The sequence below is a fragment of the Bradyrhizobium sp. SBR1B genome (assembly GCF_014198205.1).
In the GTDB taxonomy this organism is placed as follows: Bacteria; Pseudomonadota; Alphaproteobacteria; order Rhizobiales; family Xanthobacteraceae; genus Bradyrhizobium.
The window spans coordinates 78,990-105,292 of record NZ_JACIHC010000022.1 but is presented as its reverse complement, the minus strand read 5'-3'; the positions used below and the strand labels follow the sequence as shown (position 1 = coordinate 105,292).

The window sequence follows — 26,303 nt, the reverse complement described above, 5'->3', positions numbered from 1 at the left end:
AGAGAGCTCGGAGGCATCTCAAGGAACGTGAGCCCGAGCTTGCAGCACGTCGGCCCCAAAACACTCTTATAGTGGTGGCTTTGATATTTCGCATATTGAACGCTTTTGAAGTGATGAGCAACATGCTCACCCGATGAATCTCGACAAACCATCCGTTGTTTCTATCTATCTGATCTCCAACTTTCGCCGGCGACCTTTCAAATACGGCCTGCTGGTGAAGACCTTTAGTGAGGATCGAGGATCGGCTCATTGCACATTCTACGACTCGTCAGCTTGTCGAAAGCTAAGACTTGCATAGTGGGGGCAGAAACTTCAACCATCGGCACATCGAACTGACATAGGAGAACCCGATGCGCGTTACGAGCTCTAATGCCGCTGCGCACTTTGATGCTGACCTTCATCAGGCCGGCGGCAAAAGCGGCGGCAAGAAAGGTTCTCATAAGCCGGGCGAGCGCGAAAATCATGACCGATCGCCTGATACAAACATTCCCGTAAACAGCGGCGCCTCCACTGCAGGCGGTAACTCGCATGAAGCCGCTATGCAGCAAGCGTTCAGCGTCGCTCTGGGAGCCGCTGCTCTCCAAATTGCGAATAGTGCAATGAGCCATTTCGAAGATGTCATGGCAGAGACAGAGGAGGATTCCTGACGTCGCATGTTGCGACGCTGGGAAATAGGCGCCGCATGTGGCGGCGAAATTCGAGCACACAGGAGAATAGTATGTCTAAAAATGTTGGTGCGTCTCATACCTCAGCTGCAGGTGGGGCAGCTGGCACCGCTACTGCTGCAGCCGCTTCCACGGCTGCTGAAGCTGCTGGAGAGGCCGCATTCCAACGGCAAATCGCCGCTCTGACTTTGACCAGCACAAAAGCTGCCGAGAGGGATGTGGAACTTCGCGTCGTCTCGACCGAGCTCTCGACCGTCAAAAAAGCGGCCGACGAGCGGGTGCAGTAAAGGATAAGATGGGGCGAGGTCGCCGCCCCATTTTCCCTGCTGCTTAGTCTGTGAAGTCGCAACGGGCCGTACGGTTTTGCCGTACGGTCCTGTTCGCTGCTCAGGAAACCGACCGTGATTGAACCAAATTGCCCGCATTTCGAAGTGCTGTCGGGACCTTATTCCGGGCTGACAAGTAAAATAAAGGGCGAATCGTGTCTGATTGGCAGCAGCCTCGATGCAGACTTAATCTTCGTCGAACAAGGCCTCGAACCGCACCATCTTCGTGTCACCCCCCATTCCAATGCAATCGAGATTGAGACCCTTGCGGGGGGCGTCAGGATCGAGGGTCACGAGACAGTTTTACCGAAAGAGCCCATTGTTGTCCCTCTTCCTGTCGTTTTGCATGCCGGGGGGATGTCCATTCGCTGGACGATCGGGGACTACAAACAAGCTAGCTCCATCCATCACCGGCGTATATTGCTCGCAGTTCTCGCTTTGATCCTGATCAGCTCTGCTGCGATTGGCGCAGTCTCATCCAGTTTTGTCCAGACCGACACCACCATGGCGTCAAGTCCGCCGGCACCTGCTACTGAGATTACACCCAAGCTGGCGCTCAGCACTCCGGATGTTCTGGCCACCGATGCAGCTGCCAAGCAGCTGCAAGAGGAAGTTGATAGAGCGGGCCTTGTCGGCATCAAGATCGGCTCTCAAGGGGGCGTTGTCACTGCCGACGGTACCGTTCCGCCCGCATCGCTCGCCACATGGCGAGACGTCCAGCAGCGGTTTGATCACTATAGCAATGGGGCTTATACGCTCGTCAATGCGGTCGCGCTCAAGGATGAGAAGACGCCCCCCACAATTGGGGTCCAGGCTGTTTGGCGCGGGAGCGATCCCTATATCGTCATTGCTGGTCAAAAGTATTTCGTCGGCGCGCTCCTGAGCAATGGATGGACCGTCTACGGGATTGAGAAAGAGCGTGTTCTGTTGAGCCGAGATGGCCGGCGTGCCACTTTACCCTATTAGCGATTAGCCCGCAGGTAACGAAGGAAAGTGCCATGACTAGGCTGCCCCCCAATCCCGTCAAGCCTGGCACCCCTTTTCAGGAGCCAAACGTCGATCATCATGCAACTAGCATGACGCAGGTTAATTCTCGAGCCAAGTCCATCGGGATTGATCGGACCCGTGGCAATGATAACAGCCACCCCTCAATTTCTCGTCATAGCGACGTGCCGGATCGGTTGGTGGACGCCACGGTCGAGAGCACGTTACAGCTCAGTTCGATCGATGCAGTTTCGAGCATCAAACTGGACGAGGCGGGCGCCCTGCCTCGGAGCGATCCGGGCTCGGAACTCGCTTGGTCTAACGAGCTAAATCTCGCGAACAGTCTGCTCTCCTTCGTGACGCCGCGCTTACGTCATTCGCACGTTCTGCGTCCAGAGCAACATGGCCTTCTTCTGGAGCGTTTGGCTGATAAGCTATCAGCCTCGGCAGAGGATTTGGTGTCGCGTGAAGGGGCCGCCCTTCTGCGACTGGAGCTGCAGCGATTAATCCTGCTTCGGCAGAGTCACAACGGCTTGATCAAAGGTTAGCAATGACCGGTCCAGACAAAGTGCAACACGTCGCATCTGCACAGCCGGCAATCGTTTCCGAAACCGGCGCTGTCGAGTTGATCTCCGGGCCTGAGCGAGATTTGCTCTGCGTGCTTTCATATGCCCACCTTGCGTGCGGACAAAGCGCCAAAAGCGTGGCTCTGTTACGGCTGGTCGCTCACGAACAGTCTCAAGACATCGGCCTGCTCCGGATCCTGGCTTACGCTCTCATCTCGGAGCGACTCGGCGACGAGGCACTGTCGGTATTGGACCAGCTTGTCAAACTGGATGACGAGCCGTCTTCGTGTCTGCCCTTGATGCTGATGCGCAGCCACGCCCTGCGTCACGCTGGCCGCATGACCGAAGCACGAGCCCTCTTCAAACGCTATGTTTTGTTGCGGGGAAGCACAGCTGTAATCGAACAACAATAAGGCTTCTCATGGCCAACCTTCTAAGAAAATTCATCACGCGCGCGCCGGCTCACCCGGATTTAATGGTCGCGCTGATGCTCCTCCTGGCGATCGGAATGATGATCATGCCGATCCCGATAGTTGTGGTCGACATGCTGATCGGATTCAATCTGGGCTTTGCCATATTGCTGTTGATGGTAGCCCTGTATCTGAACACGCCGCTCGACTTTTCGTCTCTGCCGGGCGTCATACTGATCTCTACCGTCTTTCGTCTCGCTCTTACCGTTGCAACGACGCGACTGATTCTAGCCGAGGGCGATGCCGGCAGCATCATTCATACTTTCGGCGATTTCGTCATATCCGGCAACATCGCCGTCGGCATTGTCATATTCCTGATTGTGACCATGGTGCAGTTCATGGTTCTCGCTAAGGGCGCCGAACGGGTGGCGGAGGTATCGGCGCGCTTCACGCTCGATGCTTTGCCGGGCAAGCAGATGGCAATCGACGCGGAGCTGCGCAACGGCCATATCGACCAGCACGAAGCCCGCAGCCGGCGCGGCGCGCTGGAGCGAGAAAGCCAACTGCACGGCGCGATGGACGGCGCTATGAAATTTGTGAAGGGCGATGCCATAGCCGGCCTCATAGTCATCTGCATCAACATGCTGGGCGGCATCACGATCGGATCGCTCTCCAAAGGCATGTCCCTCGAGGACGCGATGCATCAATACACGATCCTGACGATCGGTGATGCGCTCATTTCACAAATTCCTGCTCTGTTGCTGTCAATTACCGCCGCAACCATTGTCACTCGTGTCAACGGTCCTTCCAAACTCAATCTCGGCGCCGATATCGTCAACCAACTTACGGCCAGCACACAAGCGCTACGCTTGGCGTCCTGTGTCTTGCTTGTGATGGGGTTGGTTCCTGGCTTCCCTTTGCTCCCCTTTGTCATACTGGCCGCCCTCTTCTCCGCCGCCAGCTTTTTCAAAGTTGGCATGCAAGAGGGCAACACCGCTCCCAAGGTCGGTACTGGTCTCACCGGTACGGCTCCTGCTTCCGCACAGGGCCAGAAGCAAGCTGTCCCCGCGGAGGCACTTCCGATTACGCTGTTGCTAGCGCCGAACCTTATGCAGGCGATCGACGTAGGGGAACTGGAGCAGCGTGTCGCTCGGGTTTCGGCCCTGGTTTCGGCTGATCTTGGCATTACAATTCCGCGCATTCCCGCTCAAAGTGCAAGGCACCTGGCGCAATCGCAATTCCGGGTCGATGTCGAAGGAGTGCCCGTGGAAGAGGGCGCCATTGATCCTACACAACTCTTACTTAACGACGACGTGGCGAACATTGACTTGAGCGGGATCCCCTTTAGGCACGACCCGGACACGAATCAGATCTGGATCGAACAAGGCCATGCGCCTGCTCTCAAAGCTGCCGGAATAGGGCATCACCGTCCGAGCGAAATAATCGCCTTGAGGGTCCAGTCGACGTTGACACGCTATGCACAGCGCCTCGTGGGCATCCAGGAGACGCGTCAGTTGCTTGGCCGGATGGAGCAGGAATATGCCGATCTGGTGAAAGAGGTGCTGCGCACGACACCGATCCCTCGGATAGCGGATGTCCTACGTCGTTTGCTGGACGAGGGCATTCCGATACGGAACACCCGTCTGGTTTTGGAGGCGCTTGCAGAATGGAGCGAACGAGAGCAAAACGCCGTATTGCTCACCGAATATGTGCGCTCCGCGCTGAAGCGACAGATCTGTCACCGCTATGCCAATGCCCATCGTGTAGTGGCGGCCTTTATCGTCGAGCGTGAGACCGAGGATATCGTGCGCAGTGCGGTTCGCGAGACCGCCGTCGGTCCCTACCTCGTTTTGGAGGACCGGCAAAGCGAGATGCTGCTTGCGCAATTTCGGCAGATCCATTTGAGTATCGCACGCAGTCAGAACCAGCCGGTAATCCTGGGCTCGATGGATATCCGGCGCTTCGTCCGCGGCTTTCTCACCCGCAATGGAATAGACCTACCTGTTCTCTCCTATCAGGATCTCGCCTCGGATTTCACCGTCCAGCCGATTGGCTCCGTAAAACTTGCGCCTGCCAAGGACAAAGCTCCTACAGGCGGCTATCGTGACCTCCTCCCTGCGGCTGGCTGACGAGCGTAGGTGTTGGGTCGTGAGATCGCTTATGAATTCACATAAGACTAATGTTCTGCGGCGTTGGCGTAACTTTCATCGCCATTCGTGCTTGGCCTTTCTCCCCATGCTTGCCATCGTGCTGCTCACAGGTTGTGCCGGCTCGCACAAGTCTGGTTTTTTACAGCAGCCGACGTCCACAGCAGAGCTGTTCGGGCCCAAGGAGGTCGATCCTGCTATGCGTGAGCGCATCACTCACGCCCTCGACCGTGATGCTGACGAGAAGGCTTTGCGCGACACGCTGAAGCAACAACCGGACAATGTCGATGCGGCAATTCCTCTTGCGCGGGGCTTGCTGGCACGCAAATGCCCGAATGATGCGCTTGAGGTGCTCGACGGGATCTTATTGGCAGCCCCTGGCGACCTGCGCGCACTGAATGCCAAAGCAGTTGTTCTCGATCAAGAGAGCAGGCATCACGAGGCCCAAGAACTCTACCGCCAAGCTCTCGCTGCGGAACCCGCAAACCCGATGCTGCGCAATAATTTGAAACTGTCCCTTGCCCTTGAAGGTAAGACGGAGACCAGCGGCGCCAACCCAGCACCGCAGCAGGACTTCCGCCACTTAGCGGCGCTATCTGGAGCAAGCCAATGCGGGAGCGGCTCGGAACGGTAGCGTCTCGATACTTTGCTGTCAGCTTGCCGACGGCTAGCCTTACCAGGCGGCGGCTTTGGCACAGCGTCCGCTAGGGCGAAAGCATCCGCAGAGCCTGCGCGAGGAAGTTTCTGCCGGACTTGACTTAAAGACCTTTGCTGAGCGGCTCGACCGTCGCGCGACTCATTCTCGCTCGGCCCATGAGCACCTCCACCGTTCTTTGCGCACGCTCCAGGACAACGCAGACGAAGCCCTTTGACCCTTTGGGGATGGCACGAACCTCGCGCCGTCTCGAACGGGCCAGTGTCGAACGATCCTTCCACCGTGCTTCCGCGCCTTCGTCACAACTCGGCGAGGTGCCAGCCGGTTACCAAATGGCTCGCTCCTAATTCTCTCCATTTCCAGTCACACCAGCGATATTCGGACCGGAGCTCTTCCCAGCGCCAGAGGATTGCCTCTTTCGGCGGCCTTGGGCGGCAGCTATGAAGCCGGCGTTTCCTGCTTTCCACGCCCCTAATTGTTGCAGTAGGTATCCGCCTTCGCCGCGTTCACCTGTCTTCGAGCTGCGTTACGCCGCAAGGCTGGCGCGCCAGCGGGATCGATGCTCCTCAAGCGCCTAGGGAGGTATCCTGCAACGCTCGGATGGTTGCCCATATAAAGACGAGGATGGCGCTGCTTTACGCAGAGCCCGACTATGCCAACCCACTATCTAAAGCCGACGGTCAGAAGAAGGGAGAACTGGACACGCACCTCGCATCTGAGAGCTTACCTAGTAAAGAACGGCTCGCCAGAGTAAGCCCTTCACAAGGATAATGTACACCGTACGCCGCGCCCACGGAAGCAGCCCAGCGAGACCGCACACGCGCCAGGGCATCGCTGCAAGTTAGTACCGACTTCCACCACGTAATTCATCGGCGAACTCAGTACCCGAGAGGAAGCCGCTGTCAGCGCAGGCGCAATCGCTGGTCGTATTGGTTGTACGCCCTTTCTTTTTGCGGAGCGCTCTCGATGTCGCTTCGCCGCCGATGTTGCTCCGTCGGCGTAAGACCCACTCACCTCTCGATCTCGTTCTCGATGAAACGATAATCTCGCCTGTGAACAGATGTCATCCCTGCCATTTGCCTTAGAGACCCCTCTCAGCGCCCGGATATCCCAATATCGTTCAGCAGAGTGAGAGATCGGTCGTGCAGGCTCATCTCTCGGCACTCATCTGCACGCCAGATAACGATCTGGCCAGCGGACCTTTGTTGATTCCCGAGCCATAACCGTGGACATCGTGGCCCGCTTCAATTGCGCTTCCCCGAGCTGGTAAACCGACGCTACGTAAGGATCGGTCGCTTGATGCCAATCCAGATGGCGACGCAATCGATATGATGGCGCCTCGCATTCGCGTCGCTCGCAAACCTCACGTAGACCGCGAGTACAAGTTATTTACGCTACATCTCGGCCTGCATGGTCGCTGCGATCCGTTACCCTCGCTCACTTGATGTTGAAAACCTTCATCAAAAGCGGAGCGATCGCATGAGCCGTTCGTTGACCCTTCTTTCTGCCATGTTCACACCTAAAGCAGAGCAGCGTCGGTTGCGCATCTTGCGCACGGCACAAGCGTCTCAGGAGATTTCTATGGTGAAGCCAGTCGTAATTGTGGTAGGTGCGGACAAGGGTGGAGTCGGCAAGACGACCGTATCACGAACGCTACTGGACTACTTCCGCGTCAACAACGTTCAAACACGCGCTTTTGATACGGAGTCGCCACGGGGGACGCTGAAGCGTTTTTATCCCGAGATCACTGAGATCGTCGACATGACGACGACGACTGACCAGATGAAGATATTCGACACACTCAATGCCGGGCTATCCGTCACGGTCATCGATGCTCGCGCCGGCTTACTATCATCGGCGTTGGCGTCCTTACGCGACATCGGATTTCTCGACTCTGCGCGCGCTGGCCAGATTACGTTCGCCGTGTTCCATATCCTTGGATCTTCTATTGCTTCGTTAGACGAGATCGCTGAAACCGCGACATTCATGAACGGCGCGAAGTACTATCTAGTCAAAAACTTCATCAACGACACTCAGTTTTTCCAGTGGGACCAAGCGACGTACAATTCGTATTTTCACCGCATCAAACACGCGACCGAGTTGGTCATACCAAAACTTAACGAGATGGCCTATGAGCAGGTAGAGGTCGCATCCGTACCTTTTGTAGACTTCGTGGCAAACAAAGGGCGCAACGATGAACCCGCGAACAACTCGTTCGTGCTTCGCGGCTATGTTCGGCACTGGTTGGCAAATGTCTGGAGGGAATTTGATCGCATCAATTTGACGGAATTGGCCGGCGCCAAGGCCACCGCTCGGGCCGGCGAGAATTAGCCTCATATATGGTGAGCTTCGGCTAACCTCGTACGCATCGAAACTGACTTGCTGGCTATGTTAGCAACCCCAATCTACCTCATCTGCTCTCCTAGCCCGCACGTCGGTAAAACTCTCATCGCCCGGATCATGAGCGAGTTCTTGTTCCTAAAACATGGCACAGCGCTGTCATTGGACGTCAACCTGAACGAGCCGTCGCTGGTCGACTACCTGCCAAACATCACAGAAACCGCGGATCTGATCGACACTTATGGCAAGATGCAGCTCATGGACCCTCTTGTCATCCACGATCGGGTACCCAAGGTAATCGATCTTGGCTTTCACGCCTTCGACGAGTTCTTCAAACTGTGCGAGGAGGTCGGCTTCATAAAGGAGACGGCACGCCGCTATGTCGCTCCTATGATCCTCTTCGTTTCCGGCGCTGAACGCATTTCTCTTCGCAAGTACGAAATGCTGCGGCGGCGAATTCCGCCAGCCTCGCTGGTTACCATTCACAATGAATACGTGCTGCGCGGCGGGCCATGTGAAGCGATGCACGGCGACCGCATTCTTCGGATTGCCGCGCTTCCGCCGTTCCTCAACCGATATATTGACCGGCTTGGCTTTTCCTTCACTGAGTATTTGCGCAACGAGAAGGACTGGTCGACCGAGCTGCATCAGTGGATCCGTCAGACTTACAGCATGTTTCGCGACCTTGATGCTAGCGTGATGGTTCGAAGTCCCTTTCGATCCCGGGGGACAGATATCGACAGCCTACGTTACACAAGGGCCGATTGAGATTCCGATCTGTTCGGCGCCCGTTCTTTCTATCGAGCCTCTTAATCGTGCAGCTTGATCGGTTAGTCATCTTTTGGCGTACCCAATCAATCACGTACCGTGCAGGAATTATGCAAGTCAGCCAATAGGAGCGCCGCAAAACCCCATGATCCGCGGAAACTCCTCATCACAGCCGCTGCGCGATGGTGATATTGATCCGGACGGGCTGCTTAGTTCCAGCCCCTACAAGAGTAAAGTCGCTGGCACTACGCGGCAGCAAGGCGTAACACAAGAATGCGCCACCCGTACCATGGCTATGCTCGACTCTCGAGGGACGAAGCGGACCACATCGATGACGACTTCAATTGACGATACACTCAGTGAGATCAGATGGCTGAGGAACGAAATCTGGCGCCGCCGTAGATTACTAAAAAGTGGCCTGGCTGGTGCGGCGCGCGTGGCCACTGAGAAGCGTCTAATTGAACAGCTTTCTGCCTTTGAACGGCTCTTATCGATAGCATTACCTTTGATTTTGAGTCCAAAAGTGCATTTCCCAAAATGCACTGAGATCGAATGAAGCGAGTGAACCTCCAGTCAAGAGCGCGCGATGCGACCATTGCTCCAACTCATGCTGGAGATTTTGCCACTCAAGTCGAGTTAAAATAGGACAGAGCACGCTGGTGCTGTACTTGCAGCAGGGTACGGTGTTTCGCCTCATATGCAGAGCCTTCCGATCTCAGAACCAAGCTGGCCGTGCGGGAACTCTGGGGAGCGCGATTGTTGTCATCACGCTGTTGGTGCGCCGAAGCTGCGCGACATTCCATATCTATCTCAGCTCATTCCAGGGGCTCCACCCCGCGCCCTTCGTCCGGCAGATCAGCACGCGCAAAAGTCGAGCTGTCGTGCGCGTCCGGTCAGAAACCCTCTTGACATCGTAGCGCTGGCTTTCGTTGACTCTCCGCAGCCTCTGGCGGAGCGTCGCAGTCGCTCTGCACCGGGATGGTGATGGGCTGCGGGGCCGTCAGACTAGTTCCATTGGGCTGCCTCTGGCATCCACGAGGACCTCGATGCTGCGGGGGGGGGCGCTTGGCTGCTTTCCTATGAGACCGGTTAGTCCAATGAGCTTTCAAGTGCTCACACGACTTCTGTGCACGAGGACGCTCTTTATGGCAGCTATTCCCACAATCGTGATGGAGACCAATTGCTGCACGGAGCTCAATCTGCCCGTTGACGAGTGGTATCTGAACAGGTGGACACTTCCAGACAGATCGGCTTTCGGTCACCAAGTTGGCCGAGCTCCGGCGACCGTCGTCTGAATTCCTCGCTGACGCTAGACTTTTGTATCTGTCGCTCGGACCGCTCCGTCTCTCGATGGAGGACGAGTGGAAACTTGTTGATACGCCGTACCGGTCCGTCACTTCTCTTTGCGGCGATTGGAATCATGCGCCGGCATTGGGTACGCAAGCTCTCGAAATTTCCCCTAAGACAAAAAATGGCTATGTCCTCATCGCCACGCTCTTTAAATCGGTCACAGAAACGCATTACTTCTGATCTGCATGACGTCAAGACCCGCTCAGCCCGAAGATCTCGCGCATCAGCGCGTCCGGTCCACCATGATGCCGCGATTAATATGACGGCAAGAGCGACCACACGCAAATGAAGATCGCAGGTACAACTCATTCGTAGCTCTTGCTCCACGCATCCTGTTCTGGGCCGCATGTCCTTCACTGTAATTGTTCCTCCCGAAGCCTGTTCTCTTCACCCGAGTGCCCTCGGCGGCTGCGGCTGTCATGCTGCGCCCCCTGATTGAGGGCGCCGGCATCAGAGTCTGGACAAAACACTCGAGTCGTTTGCAAGACCGCGATACACCCTGGTCGATACTTAGCGCTTGTGTGCCGATCCTCGCTTCGAACATCGCGCACTCCTTCGCAAAGGCGTACAACCTGACGCTACCGCCGATTCAAGCTCTTTTTAGTCTTCGGCAGTTGTAAGTATGTTCTGAGGGAACGCCCCTTCGGGCAGACACGACTCCAGGCTTAATCGCCTGCTTTCGTTTACGAAAGGCCCGATTTCCTTGATGAAGCTTCCCCTATTCGTCAAGGCGCGCCAAGGACATCCATGGAATCGATCGGCGGAAATCTGCGTCTACACAAAGGGCAGCATTATCCGCCTAAGCATCAATAAGATGCGGTTCATTATCGTCCCTCTTATCACCTTTTTTTGCATGGGTGGTTACCAGCGCGAGTGTCAAAAGCCCGACAAAGAGTTGCGGCGGACGAAGACTGCAGGAGGCGTAGATCGAGTTAGTTTCGGTGCTATTCCTACCCACGGCACGCGATTTGCTGGCCGAGACATCGAGCATATCTCGCGAAGGGAAGCAGTCGCCGCCGGGCCGGAGTACCAATGAGACTTATCCGATTGATCTTAATGGATTTCGCTTTGACTTTGCTCGCACCCGATAGCGCGCACGCTATGACTATCGGGCGCGATCCATGCTTCAGATCAGCCAGCAAAGCTCAAGGCTCTTTGCTTCGGATTCCCCTCGCAGCAACTTCTATCGAACCTGGCGCGGATCGGGATGTTTCCCGTCAAATCTCGCAAGCGGCGACTTGGACATGCAGCGGCGTTTGCGACGACTCGGCGCAGGTTTGGCAGGCCTCGCGGTTCGTCGAGCGAGCGCTGAGCAGGTGTCCAGCATGTGCCGAAGCTCAGCGCCGGCCGAATGGCAGATTGGGGGCGGCTGCGGCTCACGCGAGCGCCAGCGAGAACTGCTCGCCCTAGCAGGCTTCGTTTAATGGTGGTTTTGCACGCCGAAAAATGGAGCGGCTCGCTGGAAGCACATAGGCCAGGGACAGGCAGTGCTTTACTCCTATGAACCACAGCATGTCCGAAGCAATAACAAATTCACGTTGCTCCTGATCTTCAGCATTAGCGCGCTCACTGCACCGGCACCGGCATCCGCCATAAATTTCACATTGTCGTCCGCTCACTCTGGAGACAGTTGCTGTAGCGACCAACAATTGGCCAATCCACGATGTCACACCGCCTAGGGCTGGAGTTATCGAACGCAACTCCGCGGCGATCAAAATATCCCAATTGAGATGGTTCATTATCTATCCGCCAATCCGCTAGGAACCCTGACGCCGACCACATTGCACGTCGTAGAATTCTTAGCAGCGCTTTTCGGACTTAGCGCATTTGCGCTTTACCATTTAGTGAAGCTCCACGACAAACGTAAAGGCGGAGGACCTCGTTAAGCGTTGTCCGCGGAACTGCTGTCGCCTGCTGAAGACGTTAGTCTGCTGCAAACACTGTCAGCCCGCGTCTACGAGGCGCAGAACCAGGTCTTTTCTCCGGCGCAGCCTTATCAGGTCGCATCAAACGCTTGTAGGACAACGCAGGCGCTCGCGGCAACGTTATGCCTTCCGCAAAGGTTGAATGCGTCGCCTACACACCAACTCATGGGAGGGGTCCGCAGCAGAAAGAGATTAACTACAACATTTCCAGAAGACCGGCTATTGACGCTACCGACGTGCGAGCATGCCTGTCCACAGACCGGTAAACTTCTCGCGCGAGAACGATGGCATATGGCTTGCTTCAACGGAGACGTCAACGATCTACAGAACGCAAGTTTATGAGGACAGCATGCTCGGAATTGGAAGTCAGTTGCCGCCATTCGACATCACGGGCGTCAAGCCCGGTTTTCAGGCGCAGGAAGAAGAAGGGCAGAGTGCATTTGAGACGCTGACCGAAAGGAGCTTTCCGAAAAAATGGAAGATCATCTTCTTCTATCCCAAGGACTTTACCTTCGTCTGTCCGACTGAGATCGCTGAGTTTGCCCGGCTTGCCAACGACTTCGCTGACCGCGATGCGGTTGTTCTGGGCGGCTCAACCGACAATGAATTCTGCAAGCTTGCTTGGCGACGCTCACATGTCGACTTGCACAATCTACCAATCTGGCAGTTTGCCGACACGAAGGGAACGCTCGTCGACGGCCTTGGAGTGCGATCACCCGAAGGGGTTGCCTATCGTTACACCTTCATTGTTGACCCCCGCAACACGATCCAGCACGTCTATGCGACTAATCTCCGTGTCGGACGCAGTCCTAAGGACACGCTCCGAGTGCTCGACGCGCTGCAAACGGACGAACTCTGTCCCTGCAACCGCGAAATCGGCGGCGAGACTTTGAAAGTTGCCTGACGCGGCATGTCCTCGATCGAAGACATATACGCCAGGATTCCTGACTTCGCGAACGATGTCAGGGTAAACTTGACCTCCTTGGTGGCTGATGAGACACTTTCGCCGCAGCGCAAATACGGGCTGCTGCTGGCGAGTGCGGCGGCCACCAGAAATGCAACCCTGGTTGCCGCGATCGAGTCCGACGCGTCTCACGTGATGCCCCCTGCAGCGATCGCCGCGGCGAAAGCCGCGGCCTCAGTGGAGGCAATGAACAACATCTACTACCGGTTCGCTCACCTCGTCTCCGCCCCGGAATACAAGACGATGCCGCCCCGGCTGCGTATGGACGTGACTGGCAATCCCGGCGTAGACAAGTCAGATTTTGAGCTGTGGTCGCTTGCGGTCTCCGTCATAAACGGTTGCGGTGCCTGCATTGATGCCCATGAGATGACATTAAGAGCTGCGGGCGTCGATTCCGGAGCGATACACACAGCCGTGCGTTTCGCTGCGATCACCCAATCAGTGGCGATCGCAATCGACACTCCTGGCTCCGCCCGCCCTCAGGCGATGGGCTGATCGCGCTACAATCCGACACCAACGGGGCTTGAGTTCCACTCACTCGCACCACAAGAGCTCTCTGCAGCTAGCGAACCGGCGTCACGTTGGAAACTTCGGCAGCGCCAGTTCTCATGGAGAGGTCGCGCCGAATCCCGCGGCCCTACGATTGTCACGGTATGCGCATCGGACCAGCATGAGTTCCTGTCGCCCCGCCTCGGTCGCACCACATCCTTCGTCCGCCATCACCCAAACTTGAACAACACGCCATATCCCCCGCGCGGATGGCTCCATTGGATGTCGCCCGTCGGCTCGGCGATAACCCGACAGGTACCGCACTCGATGCAGCCATCAATTGCTATCTCGACCTGACCGTTATCGTTGAGCTCGTAACATCGGGCAGGGCAGACTTTCAAAAGTGCAAGTAGCTGTGGCGATGGCGTTGTGTGCGCACGGACCTTGACGTGGGGGTGTCCGACATCGACAAGATAGCGGTTGTAATACAGCTTGTCTTCGACGCGCACTGTGGGTTCGCAATTCATGCTTTGGCTTTCCATTGTTAAGCTTCTCTCTTGCGGTCAGCGCCAGGCGCGGGCAAAACGGCAAGCATCGCCGACCAGGCCCGACCACGACCGCGCCTTGACGAAGGATTTGAGGCTCGCCCTCTCCTTCTCTACCTTCGGTGTACCATCAACGCGCACAAAGTTCTGCATCGCCTTGGAGATGAGCTGCGGATAGGTGAGGAAGAAGTTTTGGGAGTGGGTATGCATTAGGGGCGGCAAATCCTTATACTTTTTCAAATCTTTGATGACGAAAGACTCATCCAGCATCTTCTTGTAGATCGACAGATTTGTTGCACTCATCGACTCGCCGCGCGATTTGACGAGACTTATCGCCTCGGCGGCGATACGGCCGGATGTCATCGCAAGATTGGAGCCCTCACGATGAACGGCATTGTTGAGTTGTGCAGCATCGCCCACCACGACCCAGCCGTCTCCATAGAGCTGCGGAATTGATTTGTAGCCGCCTTCGGGAATGAGGTGCGCGGCATACTCCTTGACTTCTGACCCTGCCATCAAAGGCGCCACGGAGGGATGCCTCTTGAATTGTTCGAGTAGGCCGTACGGCGTCTGGCCCGTGCGCTGGAAATCTGCGACGAGGCAACCGATACCCAGCGAGATGCACTCTTTATTGGCGTAGATAAATCCCATTCCGGTCATGCCGCGGGAAATGGTACCAGCCGCCTCGATCACGACACCTTCGTCACCGTTGAGGTTAAAGCGCGCCTCGATGGTCTCGCGAGGGAAAAAGTGCATTTCTTTGACCGCCAGCGCAACGTTATCGGGTCTCGGCCGCGCGCGCAGGGCTGCACGCGTCCCGAGCAGGCCATTGACCCCTTCAGCGAGCACGACCACGTCGGCATGTATTTCGCCGTCGCGGCGATCCGTACGAACACCGATGATTTTTTTACGGCCGTCTCGCACGAGCTCTGTAACGGTGGTTTCGCACAGCACGAGTGCGCCGGCCTCGCGCACCTTGGAAGAAAACCATTTGTCAAACTGAGCTCGTATAATCGTGTAGCGGTTCGGCCGCTCCTCGTTGAAGTCCTCCGAACGGTAATGCACGCCGACATGGGAGCGATCGTCCATCATCCAGAACCGCTGTTCGATCAGGTGGCGTTCGAGCGGCGCCTCCTCGCGAAAGTCTGGGACCAGCTCTTCCATCATATCGGCATAGAGGATAGCGCCCTGCACATTCTTTGATCCGGGGTATTCACCCCGCTCGAGCTGCAGCACCTTCATGCCGCGCTTCGCCATCGTCAATGCCGCCGCGTTGCCGGCCATACCAGCTCCGACCACGATTGCATCGAATCTCTCTTCAATCATCCGAATCTCCTCTAAACCGCGATCCGTGCGCGCGACTCTGACACAAGCCGCGCGCGAAAAGCAGCCGTCAGCGCCGGCAGCAACTGCATGGCATCACTGACGATCGCCAAATGGGCGAAGTCGAAGATCGGAGCGTTCTTGTCGGTGTTGACCGCAACGATCAGATCCGCACCCTCGATGCCAACCCGGTGCTGGATCGCTCCTGATATGCCGGCAGCAATATAGAGCTTCGGCCGAATAGTTTTGCCTGTCTGGCCGATTTGCCTGTCAGGTGTAAGCCAACCTTTTTGTACGACAGGACGCGAGCAGCCATATTCCGCCCCAAGCAGAGTTGCGAGCTCGCGCACCAACCGAAAGTTCTCGGAAGAGCCTAGTCCTAGCCCCCCCGCGACAACCACATCAGCATAGGCAAGATTAGACGTCTCCGCATCGCGGTCGGGTAGAAACGACAATACTTTTGTCACAACATCGTCTTCCACAAGGCCCAGTGGGTGAACGACGATATGAGCGGCGTCGCGTGCAACGCGCTCAGGCATCGGCATAACTCGCGGCCGGACGGTGGCCATCTGCGGGCGATAATTCAGCGTATAGATCGTGCAGAGCAGCGATCCGCCAAAGGTCGGGCGCGTCGCCGCAAGCGAGCCATCCGCGTCGACTTCCAGCGCCGTGCAGTCGGCCGTAAGTCCCGTCGATAGGGTCGTCGCAACGGAACCTGCGAGATCGCGACCGAGCGTCGTCGCACCCAGCAGCAGGATCTCGGGTTTGTAGGTGTTGACGAGGTCGGCTAGCGCCTTGGTGTAGGATTCGTTGCGATAATCCGACAAAACATTGTCGCTTACGAGATATGCCAGATCGGCGCCATAGCAGAATGCGTCAAGCGCGGCGTTGCGTGTGTGCTGCCCCTCCGGACCGATAACGACCGCCGCAAGATTTACATTTAGCTTGTCAGCAAGACCGCGCCCCGTACCCATAAGTTCCCAGGAAACGGGATGCACCTGGCCACGCTCCAACTCGACGAAGACCCAGACGTGCTTATAGGACTTGAAGTGCTCCGGGAGCTCCTTCCTGGCTGCTGCGCGGCTGCTCCCCGGGGGCATGGTCGCTCTGCTGACGTTGCTCATGTCTAGCTCCTCTCAACGATAGGCGCGCCCGCGCCCCGGTTGCTTTTTTTAAGTTCTTTAACTGAAGGTCACGTTCGGTCAGAAAATGGTCAATCGCTCTGCTCCGCCTGCGTCGTTGACCGGTCGCGCAAGCATTTGCATTGTGGCGATAGAGTACCCGTTCGACCGACTTTGCGAGATTAACCGGAGCCCTGCCCACCGAGACGAACGAGCGCCGTCGCGGCTGCCCAGGGCCGCGGGTGATTCAAGCCAATCGTCTCCGGATACGAGTCGGTGAGCCAGTTCATTGCGCAGAGCTGGCGGCTGAGTTCGGCCCAGCGGCTCCGCGTTGGCGGTGGCAACGAGGGCGGTCCTGGCAACGCTTCTGCCGCACAAGCAATGCCGTGCCTTCCGCAGTGATCGGCAAGGAACAGTACTCCCGCTCTTGGCGTTGTGGTTTTTATCCGCCATGAGATAGAGAAACTGATCGGTGTCGAGAGCCAATTTGCTTCCCATGACGCTGTGCATACCCACTGAAGGAGTAGCGCGAAGGGGACACTCTTTCATTGACCACCGTCTCACCGTTTCTACAAGACCGCGGCCGTGCTCAAGACTATTGCGAACGTAGCTGGCTGGATCATAATACTCGCTACGAGGGCACCGCGCGGCTCGGCAGCCAGTAAAAGCAGCATCATGGGTCGTCCTTCACACTCATCGCAGACGCTACCGTCTATCGGCATCGATCATTAGACCAGCCCAAGAAAAGCAAGTGTCGTACCAGTTACAAAGAAGATAGAAACGCTGCGGAACGTAATCGCTTGCGTGACACTTCAAAAGCCGCTGTATTGATGGCACGAGCAATCCCAGGCATCGGTCGGCAATACAACGGTCACCTGTCGGGCATGGCTGCAGAGACTAGCCTCCAATAAAGAGGACGCTCACAACAACGCAGGGTCTCCTCGCTCGTCGAGATCACTTCCTTACGGTGGAACGCGACATCACTTCAGCTCGGTCAAAGGGACAAAGGCCGCAGCCCCCTGAGGGTCTGCGACGGCTCTCTTTAAAACCTTGAATACTCGCTGCTCGATTGGTGACGAAGCTACGAAATCGGCATAGGCTTGTTCGAGCATCGCCTTGCATCGAGCTCTGATCTCCCCCTCTTCGGCATCAGCAAGTTGCTCTTGGGCGAAATATTGTCCCATGCGCCGCAAGATGTGAAGGCGCGCCACATTGACGATCTTAGGATCGTACTCGACGCCAAGCAGCGAGAAAAACTCCTCTGCCGAGGAGGCCTTGCCGAGCCGATCCAGGATACCGGACGCCGTGGACGAGTTGATCATCAACATTCTCCTTCGTTTGTTCTTTACGGCGCTAGAGCCAACTCGTGATCAAGCGATCGATAGGTGTTCTGGTCTTTCGAATGGGCATGAACGCCGGATTCGGGTGAATACACGCCCACTCACCTTACTCATGACCATCGCACGTGCGGCCCGGCTGTCTCGCGCCCGGTCTAGGCTCTTCTGCCCCGCGAGCATGACGCCCATCTCCTATAAATCTGCTCGAATATTACCGCGAGTTCCTTAAGCCGCGTTTTTTGGTACTTCGCCGAGCCTAATTATGATCGCTGAAGCGTTTCACCCCAGCCTTCATCGCGCGTACCGGGTTCGCGATTGCGAGAGTCCTGCCTCTGCCGTGTCGGACGCATCGCCACGCCGTTGCAGTCAAGCGTTATACCCCGCCTACACGCCCCCGGCCGCCTACGGATTCTCGGAGGCCGATGCAATCTCAGACCATTTCGGCTGGTTCAGACGCTTGGTCGCCGACCACAACCGGCCGAGCAGCCTCCTGCAATAGCAACTCGCGCCGACGCTCAGCCATCCGGCTCTCGCCGCTTTCTTCACCGAAGCAGATGTCGAATTCCCTACATTGGTCGCACACGGGCGTCGTACACATCACAAGGCCTTCGTTCTCGCAAAGCATTCGGTAGAAAAAACGCTTCCAGCGCATATTGTTGACATTTCGAGCGGCCAGCGGCCCGAAATGCCGGGTCAGCACGAGAACGAGTTCGCCACGATTACGCAAGCCGAGAGCTTCCCACAAATGGTCCGGCTCCATGGCTCGACGTGCGATCATTGCGGCCAGCCATACTCCGATATCCCCTTCCGTAGATCGCTGCTTGAGCAACAGATCGCGCAGCATTACGATCTCCTCGTCATCTTCCTCCTTGAGGAGCGAAGCTCGCTGCGCGGCATTGATCTTGGTTGAGGGAAAGTACTGCTGCAGCAGGGCCGCCAGTTCAAGGCCGGACAGGCCAACCTTCTCAAGCAGGGAGCCACCATCCATCGTGGCAGCCGCCAGAATGGACGCCAGGACATGACGATCGAGCTTAGAGTCGCTGGAGATATTTGCATCAGCAGGAGCCTCACCGGTGAGCAAACGGTAGGCGGTAATTCCCCTGTGTGACTGGCTACAGGCGGCAGCACATTCAGCCATGACTGGAAGGATGTGCGGTTCGGACATAATCTTTTGAGTTTTCACAATCGAGAGGCCTGCAACGTCCCACATTGATTTTGGCTACCGTCGATTGTCAGTATGCCGGCCCCCCGGGAGGGACGGTAAGGGAGACCGGCATCTGTCGCGCGCCTTCGCAAGGCAGCGACTCGCGACCTTTACGAGGCTGCGAGCTCAGCGGCGGTTTTTCCGATGACCGATTCATCCACCGCCTTCAGAATGCCGTGCTCCATCAGCATGTCCTCGAGCTCGTCCATAGAGATCGGGGTCGGGATGATTCCTTTACCGCCATTGTTGTGAACCTTCTGAGCGAGCTTCCGATAGTGATCGGCCTGCTTGGAATCGGGTGCATATTCAAGCACCGTCATACGGCGTAGCTCCGCATGCTGCACCACGTTGTCACGTGGCACGAAGTAGATCAACTGAGTGCCAAGCTTTTTGGCCAACGCTTCCGCCAGTTCCAATTCCTTGTCGGTCTGCCGCTCGTTGCAGATCAGCCCGCCAAGCCGCACCCCCCCAGAGTTCGCGTATTTCAGGATGCCCTTGGAAATGTTGTTTGCGGCATACATCGCCATCATTTCACCGGACATCACAATGTAGATTTCCTGTGCCTTGTTTTCGCGAATCGGCATCGCAAAGCCACCGCAAACGACGTCGCCAAGAACGTCGTATGAGACATAGTCAATGTTCTCGTAGGCGCCGTTCTCCTCCAGAAAATTGATTGAGGTGATGACGCCGCGGCCCGCACAGCCGACCCCTGGCTCAGGACCGCCGGATTCCACGCAGCGAATGTCCCTGTAGCCGACCTTCATTACGTCTTCGAGCTCTAGGTCCTCCACGCTGCCGGCGCTTGCTGCAAGGCTCAAAATCGTATCTTGCGCCTTCGCGTGCAGAATCAGCCGGGTCGAATCGGCCTTCGGATCACACCCCACAATCAGAATTTTCTGACCCATCTCGGCCAGTGCTGCCAGCGTGTTCTGCGAGGTGGTGGATTTACCGATGCCACCCTTTCCGTAGAACGCGATTTGTCTTAGTGAAGACATGTTGCTCTCCATCAACCAATTTGCCAAACGTTGCGCGCTTCTTGTGTGAGCTTGTTTCTCTCACAAAAGCGAGGGCACACGGGTTCAAGGGAAGGAGCGCATCGCTCGCCTATGCGTCGACGTGCACTCAGCCCTCACTCAGTGTTGCTGCCCCATATTAGCAATGGCTATGCCAACACTCGACCGCGCACTTAAGTTTATGATTGCACTGCACAATGCCGCCGGCTGCTTGCGTGTCCGTCGGCTGTTTTGGACCCGACAGGGTCTGCGACGCTGTCGGACAACGTACAAACTGCTCCGACCATCAACGCGAAAAGCTGTGTGGCCGAACCATCTCGACGTCCGTTTATGGACGGGACTTGCTGCTCCTATCGCAACGCTAGCTTTCGAGAAGAGTAGCCCTGCCCGAGCTATTCCAAATCAGTCCGCCCCGTGGCGGGTCGCGCAAACGCGCTGTGACTCTTGGCGCTGATATCCGAGTTGGAACCTAGACACCTCGAAAAGGCTCGCGGATGCGGGAGCGCCGTGCGCCTTGCGCCGCTTGGTACGATTACGTAGGTACGCTGTAGCGAAGATCATCTTTCATGAAAAGCCCGGTTGCGCCGCGAACACGCGCCAGATTCGGGCGCTCAGGTCCGCAGGTCATGAAATAATCGTCAAAGACATCTCGAAGGTGCCATGGCAAGCGGACAAATTGCGCAGCTTTTCCACAATATGCCGGTCAGCTCCTGGTTGAACCCTGCCTCGCCCAGGATCAAGTCAGGCGAAATCAACCCAATTGGGTCGACACGGCAAGCGCATTCGCATTGATGCTAGACAATCCGCTCCTGATACGGCGACCGTTGATCGACGTAGGCGAGGCACGGTGTGCTGGACTCGATCGTGAACCCGTGCTGGCGCTTCTTGGCCCCGAGATGCAAGACGAGCTCAATAGAATGTTCACACGAAGCAGACCGCACGCGTTGCCCGCAAAGGTGAAGGCGATGAGCCTCGATCACACCAGACAACAAATGACGTTCTCCAACTTCGGCTTTTCCATGGGGGCAGTACGCGGGCAGCCTTCGCGCTCATGGCCCGCGCGAGTGGCTACTCAGCAGGATGGCCCCGGGCATTGCCCTTGATGCCATGCTTACGGCCTTTGCAGGGGTGTGAGAAAGCTATCAGCGGTTTGTACCGTGAGCTAGGCGTGTCTCGCGGCTGTGCTCCTGATGCAACTGACCGACGCAATCCTGTAAACGGCCGCACCCGCATTTGATTCGTATCAACTCTTTGGCCGCCGCTTGTATGTGACAGGCCTTCTGCGCGGCCAGCCGCGCGATTTTTTGGAATAGAGAGTTCGATGAGAGCACGAACAGTTCTGGCGGCAGTATCGGTCGTCGCGTTGGCGACCTCGTTGGCTAGCAACTCGGTACGAGGTGCGGATCTGGGGCCGGCGCCGGTCTACTAAAAAGCCCCGCTAATCGAATCCGCCAATCCGTGGATGATCCGCTTGCGCGTGCTCGGCGTTTTGCCGGATGCCGAAGGCAGTTCGGTCAACATTCCGGGGGCTCCATCGCTTTCCTCACGTGCTGGGCTTTCGATCAGCGATCAGGTCGTACCAGAGCCTTTTTTCACAAAGAACCCGGCGCTGAACTGATCCTGGGCGTGACTAGCCATCACGTCAGCGGCAATGGCGCGCTCACCGGGCTCGATATTGGCAAAGCCTGGCTGTTGCCGTCCACGCTGACCCTGCAATATCACTTCACCGATTTTGGCGTGCTTGAGCCTATATCGGCGCAGGCATCAACTACCCTGTATTCTTCAACCACGGCCGCCAATACGTCGCTCGCTGGTCCGGCCGTCACGGATCTCCACATCAGGAACCAATTCGGCGTGGCGGTCCAGTTCGGCTTCGACCATATGCTTGATAGTCACTGGGGTCTCAACTTCGACGTGAAAGGCTGTGGCTGCGGCCGGAGTACTCAGCGACAGTGAACAATGCGCTTACCGTTACCGGACGCGCCAATATCGAGCCATGGCTCGTCAGCGGCGGGGTCGCTTACAAGTTCTGACGCCAAAACAAGGCCAGAAACAAAACCCGGAAAGAAGACTCGGTCTGGCCAGCTCGAAACGCAGCGTTCTCGTCGAGCGCGTCTCCCGCTGGTACTGGAGCGTGGGGAGAGCCGGCTGGCGCGTCACAGAAGCGTCAGCTCGCGAGCGGCGGGCTCATTCGGAGCATCGCTCGCAATTCGCGTCCGGAATCGCGCGCCACGTGGCTGACAGCACCACAAATAGATGGATCGGCCGGCATATGCCGGACGTCTGCTTCGTCGCGCTTTGCAATGAAGCAAAGTTCTCATTTTCCCGTGAAAGACGGTAGGCCCCACGGAGCGCAATGACCTGCTGCCAGCGTACTAGTAGGCGCGAAGTGCCTCGTTACCTCGGTTCATCTGGGCTCACAATCAGCCAGCGCATAGACGAACAAGCTTGAGCACATGATTTCCAAGAATGTGTAACGACTGAGCGCTCTTTGGCCGGTATATGCAACTGATTCCTACTCTCGCTCGAAAGCAGTGAGAATGATAAAAGTCTATTGCCCCGCTTATACTGATGGCTATCGGCCAAAAGAGGAGCTCTGCTAGCCCACAAAGTCGCCGGTACTCGGTTCGCTCATCTATGCCCCGCGGTTTGCTGCTTGAAATGGTCGACTGCAGTCCGGCTCAACCGAAAAGCCCCGCGACCTCGAGCGAGTGGTCGATAAGCCGAGCCGGCTCGGGTGTGTAGGACATCAAACCATTGGTTCGGAGTGAGCTTTGCTGGACGTTCGCTGATCTGTATCACCCTGCCGTTCGGGGCAAAGCGGACGTGGATTACTACTTCTTGCGAGTCCATGTATCGCTCCCTCAATTTGGTCACCAACAATCGCGATTCCGATTCCGACAGTTTCGAATTTATGTGATTTGTCGGGGCGTCTATTCCATATTCAACGATCCATGCCGTCATGGGCTACCATGCGCCCGAGCCCCTTGTCGTGAGACTGGTATAAAATGGACGGCCATGATGCCATCGGCTTTCTCCTCCTCATACGGGAAATAGTCACGTAATGGCTGGCGGTAGAGGCGACTGAGCCATAGGCATCTGCAGCTGCGCCTCCTAACGCTAGACCTTTCGACATCATCTAGACTCTCAACGTAAAACGCTCGGGCCTGTACTCACCGTTCAACAGTCCTTTCGGCCAATACGGTCGCCGGCGCTCACGTTGTGCCGGCCGTGATCTGCACGCAGTGGTCCGATCTATCCTGCAGGTCAAGATCCAAGCCAGGAGACAGCCGAAAGGGCCACTTGTTAAGTCTGACGCATCACAACGCGCCCATGCGCGCTGTGGAAAGCGGCGGCGCAGCTCGACAATTCACACATCTCGGCTCCATCGGTAGAAAGCAGTCGCTCAATTTCGATCAATCCCTCCGCGGTAAGTGCCGTTGTCGTTTTCTCTACGCCGCGAATACGGTCGTCCCCTCACTGCCAAAACACGCGCTCCGGGTCTGCACTCAATTCGTCGATTACAGAAGCCAAACGATGGTAAAGGCTATAAAATTCCCAGATTCCGACCGCGTGATTCTTGCGAAACAGCTTCCAGATGCCGCTCACGGCATCATAAAGAATCAGCGCGACGTCGATGAGAGCTCCGTTCTCGTCAGCATTCCGCGAGCAACAGGGGCTCTCGATGAGGTAGCCGCCTCTCACCGGCCTTACGCTTGGTGAGACGTAGAGATAACGCTTGCGCGCGGATAAGCCGCGTTTGATTCGGTTGCGATCAAGCTCATTGGGGTGAGGCACTAGCCCCCGCCTTTACTTTCCTCATTACCGCGGCATTCATGCCGGACGCCTCCCTCTCAACGCACTGTAAATTGTTCTTCAAGCCGGCCGATGATCAACTTTTCTTCGAGATCCCACGATAACGATCAGATCCGGAGCAACATGATTGATAGATGATGGCCTCAAAGGTCACGCCTCCTCTGGTGACGGCAAATCAACGTCCTCCTCGCAGGAACCCACTGGCTCCAATTCCTTGCGTTTCATGCCAACGCGGCGCCCACTTTCCAAAAACTCAACGCCGTAGATATAGAATTGCTGCAGGAATGTTCCGATCGAGACGACGTAACCGATCTCTCCCTTTTTGACCAATACGTCTCCGATCTGCTTGCCGGGATACGTGCCATCATTTCGGATGACGCGATTGGCTCGAAGCTTTTGGCCAAAGCTGAAGACTGGCGGACCGTTCAGCTCAACGACCTCGCTGTCGCTGGTACTTCTGCTCATCCCCCACTCCGGATGTGTCGCGTTGGCATATCGCTCATGAGGCTTTACGAGACGGGCGCTTCGTAGCGAGGCAAGGACCTGTCGACCACGCAGGTATCATCGACCGGACAGGCAGCGACACATTGCGGCTCGTCAAAGTGGCCGAGACACTCAGTGCATTTCGACGCTTCAATGACAAAGCTCCCGCCCTTCTCAGAGATAGCAACATTCGGGCATAGAGGCTCGCACGCTGAGCAGCTTGTGCACTGCGACGATATGATTTTGAATGGCACACCTTTCTCCTTATGCCGCAGAGCTACGATCTTCCAAATGACACGCCTCCTCGCCGCGCTGCACGTGCTGGATCTCACCGCGCTTTACCCTGCCGAGATACGCTCCGAACCACGCAATTATCGATTTCTCAATGAGCTCATGAGCAAATTGATCGACCGGCTCAATTCCTGCCTGGATCAGATTGCTTTTCGGGCAGCCGCCGATCTTAGCCACGAAGACCGCATGGCAGTCGCGAATGTCGCGCATGATGGCAGCCAGCTTGTCTTCCTCGCCGTATCCGCCCTGACAGTACTCCTGCACGCGACGTGGACCGATGAGCTTGGCGCCTGACGTGGAGAGCTCGTACACTAGGAATTCCTTTGCGTGCCCAAAGTGCTCGTTAATTAACCCAGCGTCCTTGGTTGCGACAGCAACTCGGAGAGTTATCTCGCTCACCTCTTCACCGGCCTCGGTCAGCTTCGGTTGGCCGACCGTCACTTTGGAGGCGCGCTCATCCTCCATTCTCTTTTGATACGTCTTACGCTTCTCCAGATCATAACGGACGTTCATTTTCATCACCTGAGCCATATTGAACTCTTCGCGACGATCTTCGCCGAGTAGACCGACGGCATCGGCGCGGCACTGGCGGCAATGCCGCATCATGGTTATCTGCCCTTCACAAGCTTCTTGCAGCGCCTTCAGCTCTTGCGGCGTCGGTCCCCGCTGACCTTTGAGGCCAAACACTGTGCCGTGCGCGGGCGCAGAGATCAGCGGCATGATATTGTGGAGGAACGCACCGCGCGAGGTGACCGCCTTGTTGACCTCAACCAGATGCTCGTCGTTGACGTTGGGAATCATCACTGAGTTGATTTTGCACAAGATGCCGCGATTGCTAAGCATCTCGAGGCCCTGGAGCTGGCGGTCAGTGAGTATCCTTGCCGCCTCGACGCCGGTATATCGCTTGTGGTTGAAGAAGATCCACGGATGAATCTTGGCTCCGATTTCCGGATCGATCATGTTGATGGTGATGGTGACGTGGTCGATCTTGGCGTTCACGATGGTATCAACATAGTCCGGCAGCGCGAGTCCGTTGGTTGACAGACAAAGCTGGATGTCGGGGGCAGCCCTGGCGACCAGCTCAAACGTTTTGAAGGTCTTTTCTGGGTTGGCGAGCGCATCGCCGGGACCAGCGATGCCAAGTACTGTCATCTGCGGAATTGTTGTCGCGACGGCAATCACTTTTCTCACGGCTTGCTCAGGCGTGAGCTTCTCGCTCACCACACCCGGGCGCGACTCATTGGTGCAATCGTATTTTCGGTTGCAGTAATTGCACTGGATGTTGCAGGCAGGCGCGACCGCAACATGCATGCGAGCGTAGTGATGGTGCGCATCCTCGCTGTAACAGGGGTGCTTTTTGACCTTGTCCCAGATTTCGTTCGGCAGCTCGCCTTGGCCAGACGTCGAGCCGCAGTTCGCCTGTCCGGTCCTGGCGTTAGCGGCGCAGCCCTCTTGCTCGGTGACGGGCCGCATCATTTCCTGGCAATTCATTGCAGCTGTGACATATTTCCCGCGTCCCCTGACCGCGTTCATTCCGATTTCCCTGCCATCATCGCCCTCTCAAGATCATTCTCGAGCGAG

22 protein-coding genes and 2 pseudogenes are annotated in these 26,303 nt (G+C 56.7%); 14 read left to right on the top strand and 10 right to left on the bottom strand.

Annotated features, from left to right (window positions below; translation table 11 throughout):
• The first annotated feature begins 350 nt into the window (after window positions 1-350).
• From GGD61_RS35110 to GGD61_RS35055, 13 genes and pseudogenes are all read left to right on the top strand, one after another.
• Window positions 351-647, top strand: coding sequence for a hypothetical protein (locus GGD61_RS35110; protein WP_183232029.1), 297 nt, complete (start codon window positions 351-353; stop codon window positions 645-647).
• A 71-nt stretch (window positions 648-718) separates the two neighbouring features.
• Complete coding sequence (locus tag GGD61_RS35105; protein WP_183232028.1) at window positions 719-952, top strand: nodulation protein NopA; 234 nt, start codon at window positions 719-721, stop codon at window positions 950-952.
• Window positions 953-1,066: 114 nt separating this feature from the next.
• On the top strand, window positions 1,067-1,957 hold the full coding sequence (locus GGD61_RS35100; RefSeq protein ID WP_183232027.1) for a hypothetical protein: 891 nt from the start codon (window positions 1,067-1,069) through the stop codon (window positions 1,955-1,957).
• Window positions 1,958-1,989: 32 nt separating this feature from the next.
• Complete coding sequence (locus GGD61_RS35095; RefSeq protein ID WP_183232026.1) at window positions 1,990-2,523, top strand: hypothetical protein; 534 nt, start codon at window positions 1,990-1,992, stop codon at window positions 2,521-2,523.
• Window positions 2,524-2,525: 2 nt separating this feature from the next.
• Window positions 2,526-2,954: a histidine kinase gene (locus GGD61_RS35090; protein ID WP_183232025.1), complete on the top strand. Its 429-nt coding sequence runs from the start codon at window positions 2,526-2,528 to the stop codon at window positions 2,952-2,954.
• Between the two features lie 8 nt (window positions 2,955-2,962).
• Window positions 2,963-5,080, top strand: coding sequence for a type III secretion system export apparatus subunit SctV (gene sctV / locus GGD61_RS35085; protein WP_183232024.1), 2,118 nt, complete (start codon window positions 2,963-2,965; stop codon window positions 5,078-5,080).
• Between the two features lie 31 nt (window positions 5,081-5,111).
• Window positions 5,112-5,732 carry a hypothetical protein gene (locus tag GGD61_RS35080; RefSeq protein ID WP_246786124.1) on the top strand — a complete coding sequence of 207 codons (621 nt, stop codon included), beginning with the start codon at window positions 5,112-5,114 and terminating at the stop codon, window positions 5,730-5,732.
• A gap of 1,602 nt (window positions 5,733-7,334) precedes the next feature.
• Entirely contained in the window at window positions 7,335-8,084 is a 750-nt protein-coding gene (locus tag GGD61_RS35075) for a hypothetical protein (RefSeq protein WP_183232052.1), read from the top strand.
• Window positions 8,085-8,141: 57 nt separating this feature from the next.
• On the top strand, window positions 8,142-8,861 hold the full coding sequence (locus tag GGD61_RS35070) for a hypothetical protein (protein ID WP_183232051.1): 720 nt from the start codon (window positions 8,142-8,144) through the stop codon (window positions 8,859-8,861).
• A 145-nt stretch (window positions 8,862-9,006) separates the two neighbouring features.
• Complete coding sequence (locus tag GGD61_RS40870; protein ID WP_246786123.1) at window positions 9,007-9,417, top strand: hypothetical protein; 411 nt, start codon at window positions 9,007-9,009, stop codon at window positions 9,415-9,417.
• A gap of 52 nt (window positions 9,418-9,469) precedes the next feature.
• Window positions 9,470-9,738, top strand: a pseudogene (locus GGD61_RS41520) (nodulation factor fucose acetyltransferase NolL); the annotation flags it as partial.
• A 2,747-nt stretch (window positions 9,739-12,485) separates the two neighbouring features.
• Window positions 12,486-13,040, top strand: coding sequence for a peroxiredoxin (locus tag GGD61_RS35060; protein ID WP_183232023.1), 555 nt, complete (start codon window positions 12,486-12,488; stop codon window positions 13,038-13,040).
• Window positions 13,041-13,046: 6 nt separating this feature from the next.
• Window positions 13,047-13,595 (top strand): carboxymuconolactone decarboxylase family protein, encoded by a 549-nt coding sequence (locus tag GGD61_RS35055; protein WP_183232022.1) that lies wholly within the window; start codon window positions 13,047-13,049, stop codon window positions 13,593-13,595.
• Between the two features lie 224 nt (window positions 13,596-13,819).
• Here GGD61_RS35055 and GGD61_RS35050 read toward each other — a convergent pair whose 3' ends face one another.
• The 6 genes from GGD61_RS35050 to nifH all read right to left on the bottom strand — a co-directional run bounded on the left by GGD61_RS35050 (window position 13,820) and on the right by nifH (window position 20,114).
• Entirely contained in the window at window positions 13,820-14,116 is a 297-nt protein-coding gene (locus tag GGD61_RS35050; RefSeq protein ID WP_183232050.1) for a ferredoxin family protein, read from the bottom strand.
• Between the two features lie 36 nt (window positions 14,117-14,152).
• On the bottom strand, window positions 14,153-15,460 hold the full coding sequence (locus GGD61_RS35045) for an FAD-dependent oxidoreductase (RefSeq protein WP_183232021.1): 1,308 nt from the start codon (window positions 15,458-15,460) through the stop codon (window positions 14,153-14,155).
• Window positions 15,461-15,471: 11 nt separating this feature from the next.
• Window positions 15,472-16,581: an electron transfer flavoprotein subunit alpha/FixB family protein gene (locus GGD61_RS35040; RefSeq protein WP_183232020.1), complete on the bottom strand. Its 1,110-nt coding sequence runs from the start codon at window positions 16,579-16,581 to the stop codon at window positions 15,472-15,474.
• A 977-nt stretch (window positions 16,582-17,558) separates the two neighbouring features.
• Window positions 17,559-17,900, bottom strand: a complete 342-nt coding sequence (nifW, locus tag GGD61_RS35035; protein ID WP_183232019.1) for a nitrogenase stabilizing/protective protein NifW — start codon at window positions 17,898-17,900, stop codon at window positions 17,559-17,561.
• A gap of 445 nt (window positions 17,901-18,345) precedes the next feature.
• A complete protein-coding gene (locus tag GGD61_RS35030; RefSeq protein ID WP_183232049.1) occupies window positions 18,346-19,080 on the bottom strand; it encodes a nitrogen fixation protein NifQ in 735 nt (244 codons plus the stop codon).
• 149 nt (window positions 19,081-19,229) lie between these two features.
• A complete protein-coding gene (gene nifH / locus GGD61_RS35025; RefSeq protein WP_183232018.1) occupies window positions 19,230-20,114 on the bottom strand; it encodes a nitrogenase iron protein in 885 nt (294 codons plus the stop codon).
• A gap of 1,476 nt (window positions 20,115-21,590) precedes the next feature.
• Between nifH and GGD61_RS35015 the strand changes: the two genes are divergently transcribed.
• A complete protein-coding gene (locus GGD61_RS35015; RefSeq protein ID WP_409362482.1) occupies window positions 21,591-22,088 on the top strand; it encodes an OmpW/AlkL family protein in 498 nt (165 codons plus the stop codon).
• A gap of 1,521 nt (window positions 22,089-23,609) precedes the next feature.
• On the opposite strand, the pseudogene GGD61_RS35010 reads toward GGD61_RS35015, so the two are convergent.
• The 4 genes and pseudogenes from GGD61_RS35010 to nifB all read right to left on the bottom strand — a co-directional run bounded on the left by GGD61_RS35010 (window position 23,610) and on the right by nifB (window position 26,255).
• Window positions 23,610-23,970: pseudogene (locus GGD61_RS35010) on the bottom strand (DUF3024 domain-containing protein).
• 128 nt (window positions 23,971-24,098) lie between these two features.
• Entirely contained in the window at window positions 24,099-24,413 is a 315-nt protein-coding gene (locus GGD61_RS35005; protein ID WP_183232016.1) for a nitrogen fixation protein NifZ, read from the bottom strand.
• A gap of 44 nt (window positions 24,414-24,457) precedes the next feature.
• Complete coding sequence (locus GGD61_RS35000) at window positions 24,458-24,685, bottom strand: 4Fe-4S binding protein (protein ID WP_183232015.1); 228 nt, start codon at window positions 24,683-24,685, stop codon at window positions 24,458-24,460.
• Window positions 24,686-24,695: 10 nt separating this feature from the next.
• On the bottom strand, window positions 24,696-26,255 hold the full coding sequence (nifB, locus tag GGD61_RS34995; RefSeq protein WP_183232014.1) for a nitrogenase cofactor biosynthesis protein NifB: 1,560 nt from the start codon (window positions 26,253-26,255) through the stop codon (window positions 24,696-24,698).
• Window positions 26,256-26,303 lie beyond the last annotated feature (48 nt).

Coding starts and splice junctions, on each gene's coding strand:
- GGD61_RS35110 (WP_183232029.1), top strand. CDS start 351: ATGCGCGTTACGAGCTCTAATGCCGCTGCGCACTTTGATGCTGACCTT.
- GGD61_RS35105 (WP_183232028.1), top strand. CDS start 719: ATGTCTAAAAATGTTGGTGCGTCTCATACCTCAGCTGCAGGTGGGGCA.
- GGD61_RS35095 (WP_183232026.1), top strand. CDS start 1,990: ATGACTAGGCTGCCCCCCAATCCCGTCAAGCCTGGCACCCCTTTTCAG.
- GGD61_RS35090 (WP_183232025.1), top strand. CDS start 2,526: ATGACCGGTCCAGACAAAGTGCAACACGTCGCATCTGCACAGCCGGCA.
- sctV (WP_183232024.1), top strand. CDS start 2,963: ATGGCCAACCTTCTAAGAAAATTCATCACGCGCGCGCCGGCTCACCCG.
- GGD61_RS35080 (WP_246786124.1), top strand. CDS start 5,112: ATGAATTCACATAAGACTAATGTTCTGCGGCGTTGGCGTAACTTTCAT.
- GGD61_RS35075 (WP_183232052.1), top strand. CDS start 7,335: ATGGTGAAGCCAGTCGTAATTGTGGTAGGTGCGGACAAGGGTGGAGTC.
- GGD61_RS35070 (WP_183232051.1), top strand. CDS start 8,142: ATGTTAGCAACCCCAATCTACCTCATCTGCTCTCCTAGCCCGCACGTC.
- GGD61_RS40870 (WP_246786123.1), top strand. CDS start 9,007: ATGATCCGCGGAAACTCCTCATCACAGCCGCTGCGCGATGGTGATATT.
- GGD61_RS35060 (WP_183232023.1), top strand. CDS start 12,486: ATGCTCGGAATTGGAAGTCAGTTGCCGCCATTCGACATCACGGGCGTC.
- GGD61_RS35055 (WP_183232022.1), top strand. CDS start 13,047: ATGTCCTCGATCGAAGACATATACGCCAGGATTCCTGACTTCGCGAAC.
- GGD61_RS35050 (WP_183232050.1), bottom strand. CDS start 14,116: ATGAATTGCGAACCCACAGTGCGCGTCGAAGACAAGCTGTATTACAAC.
- GGD61_RS35045 (WP_183232021.1), bottom strand. CDS start 15,460: ATGATTGAAGAGAGATTCGATGCAATCGTGGTCGGAGCTGGTATGGCC.
- GGD61_RS35040 (WP_183232020.1), bottom strand. CDS start 16,581: ATGAGCAACGTCAGCAGAGCGACCATGCCCCCGGGGAGCAGCCGCGCA.
- nifW (WP_183232019.1), bottom strand. CDS start 17,900: ATGATCAACTCGTCCACGGCGTCCGGTATCCTGGATCGGCTCGGCAAG.
- GGD61_RS35030 (WP_183232049.1), bottom strand. CDS start 19,080: ATGTCCGAACCGCACATCCTTCCAGTCATGGCTGAATGTGCTGCCGCC.
- nifH (WP_183232018.1), bottom strand. CDS start 20,114: ATGTCTTCACTAAGACAAATCGCGTTCTACGGAAAGGGTGGCATCGGT.
- GGD61_RS35005 (WP_183232016.1), bottom strand. CDS start 24,413: ATGAGCAGAAGTACCAGCGACAGCGAGGTCGTTGAGCTGAACGGTCCG.
- nifB (WP_183232014.1), bottom strand. CDS start 26,255: ATGAACGCGGTCAGGGGACGCGGGAAATATGTCACAGCTGCAATGAAT.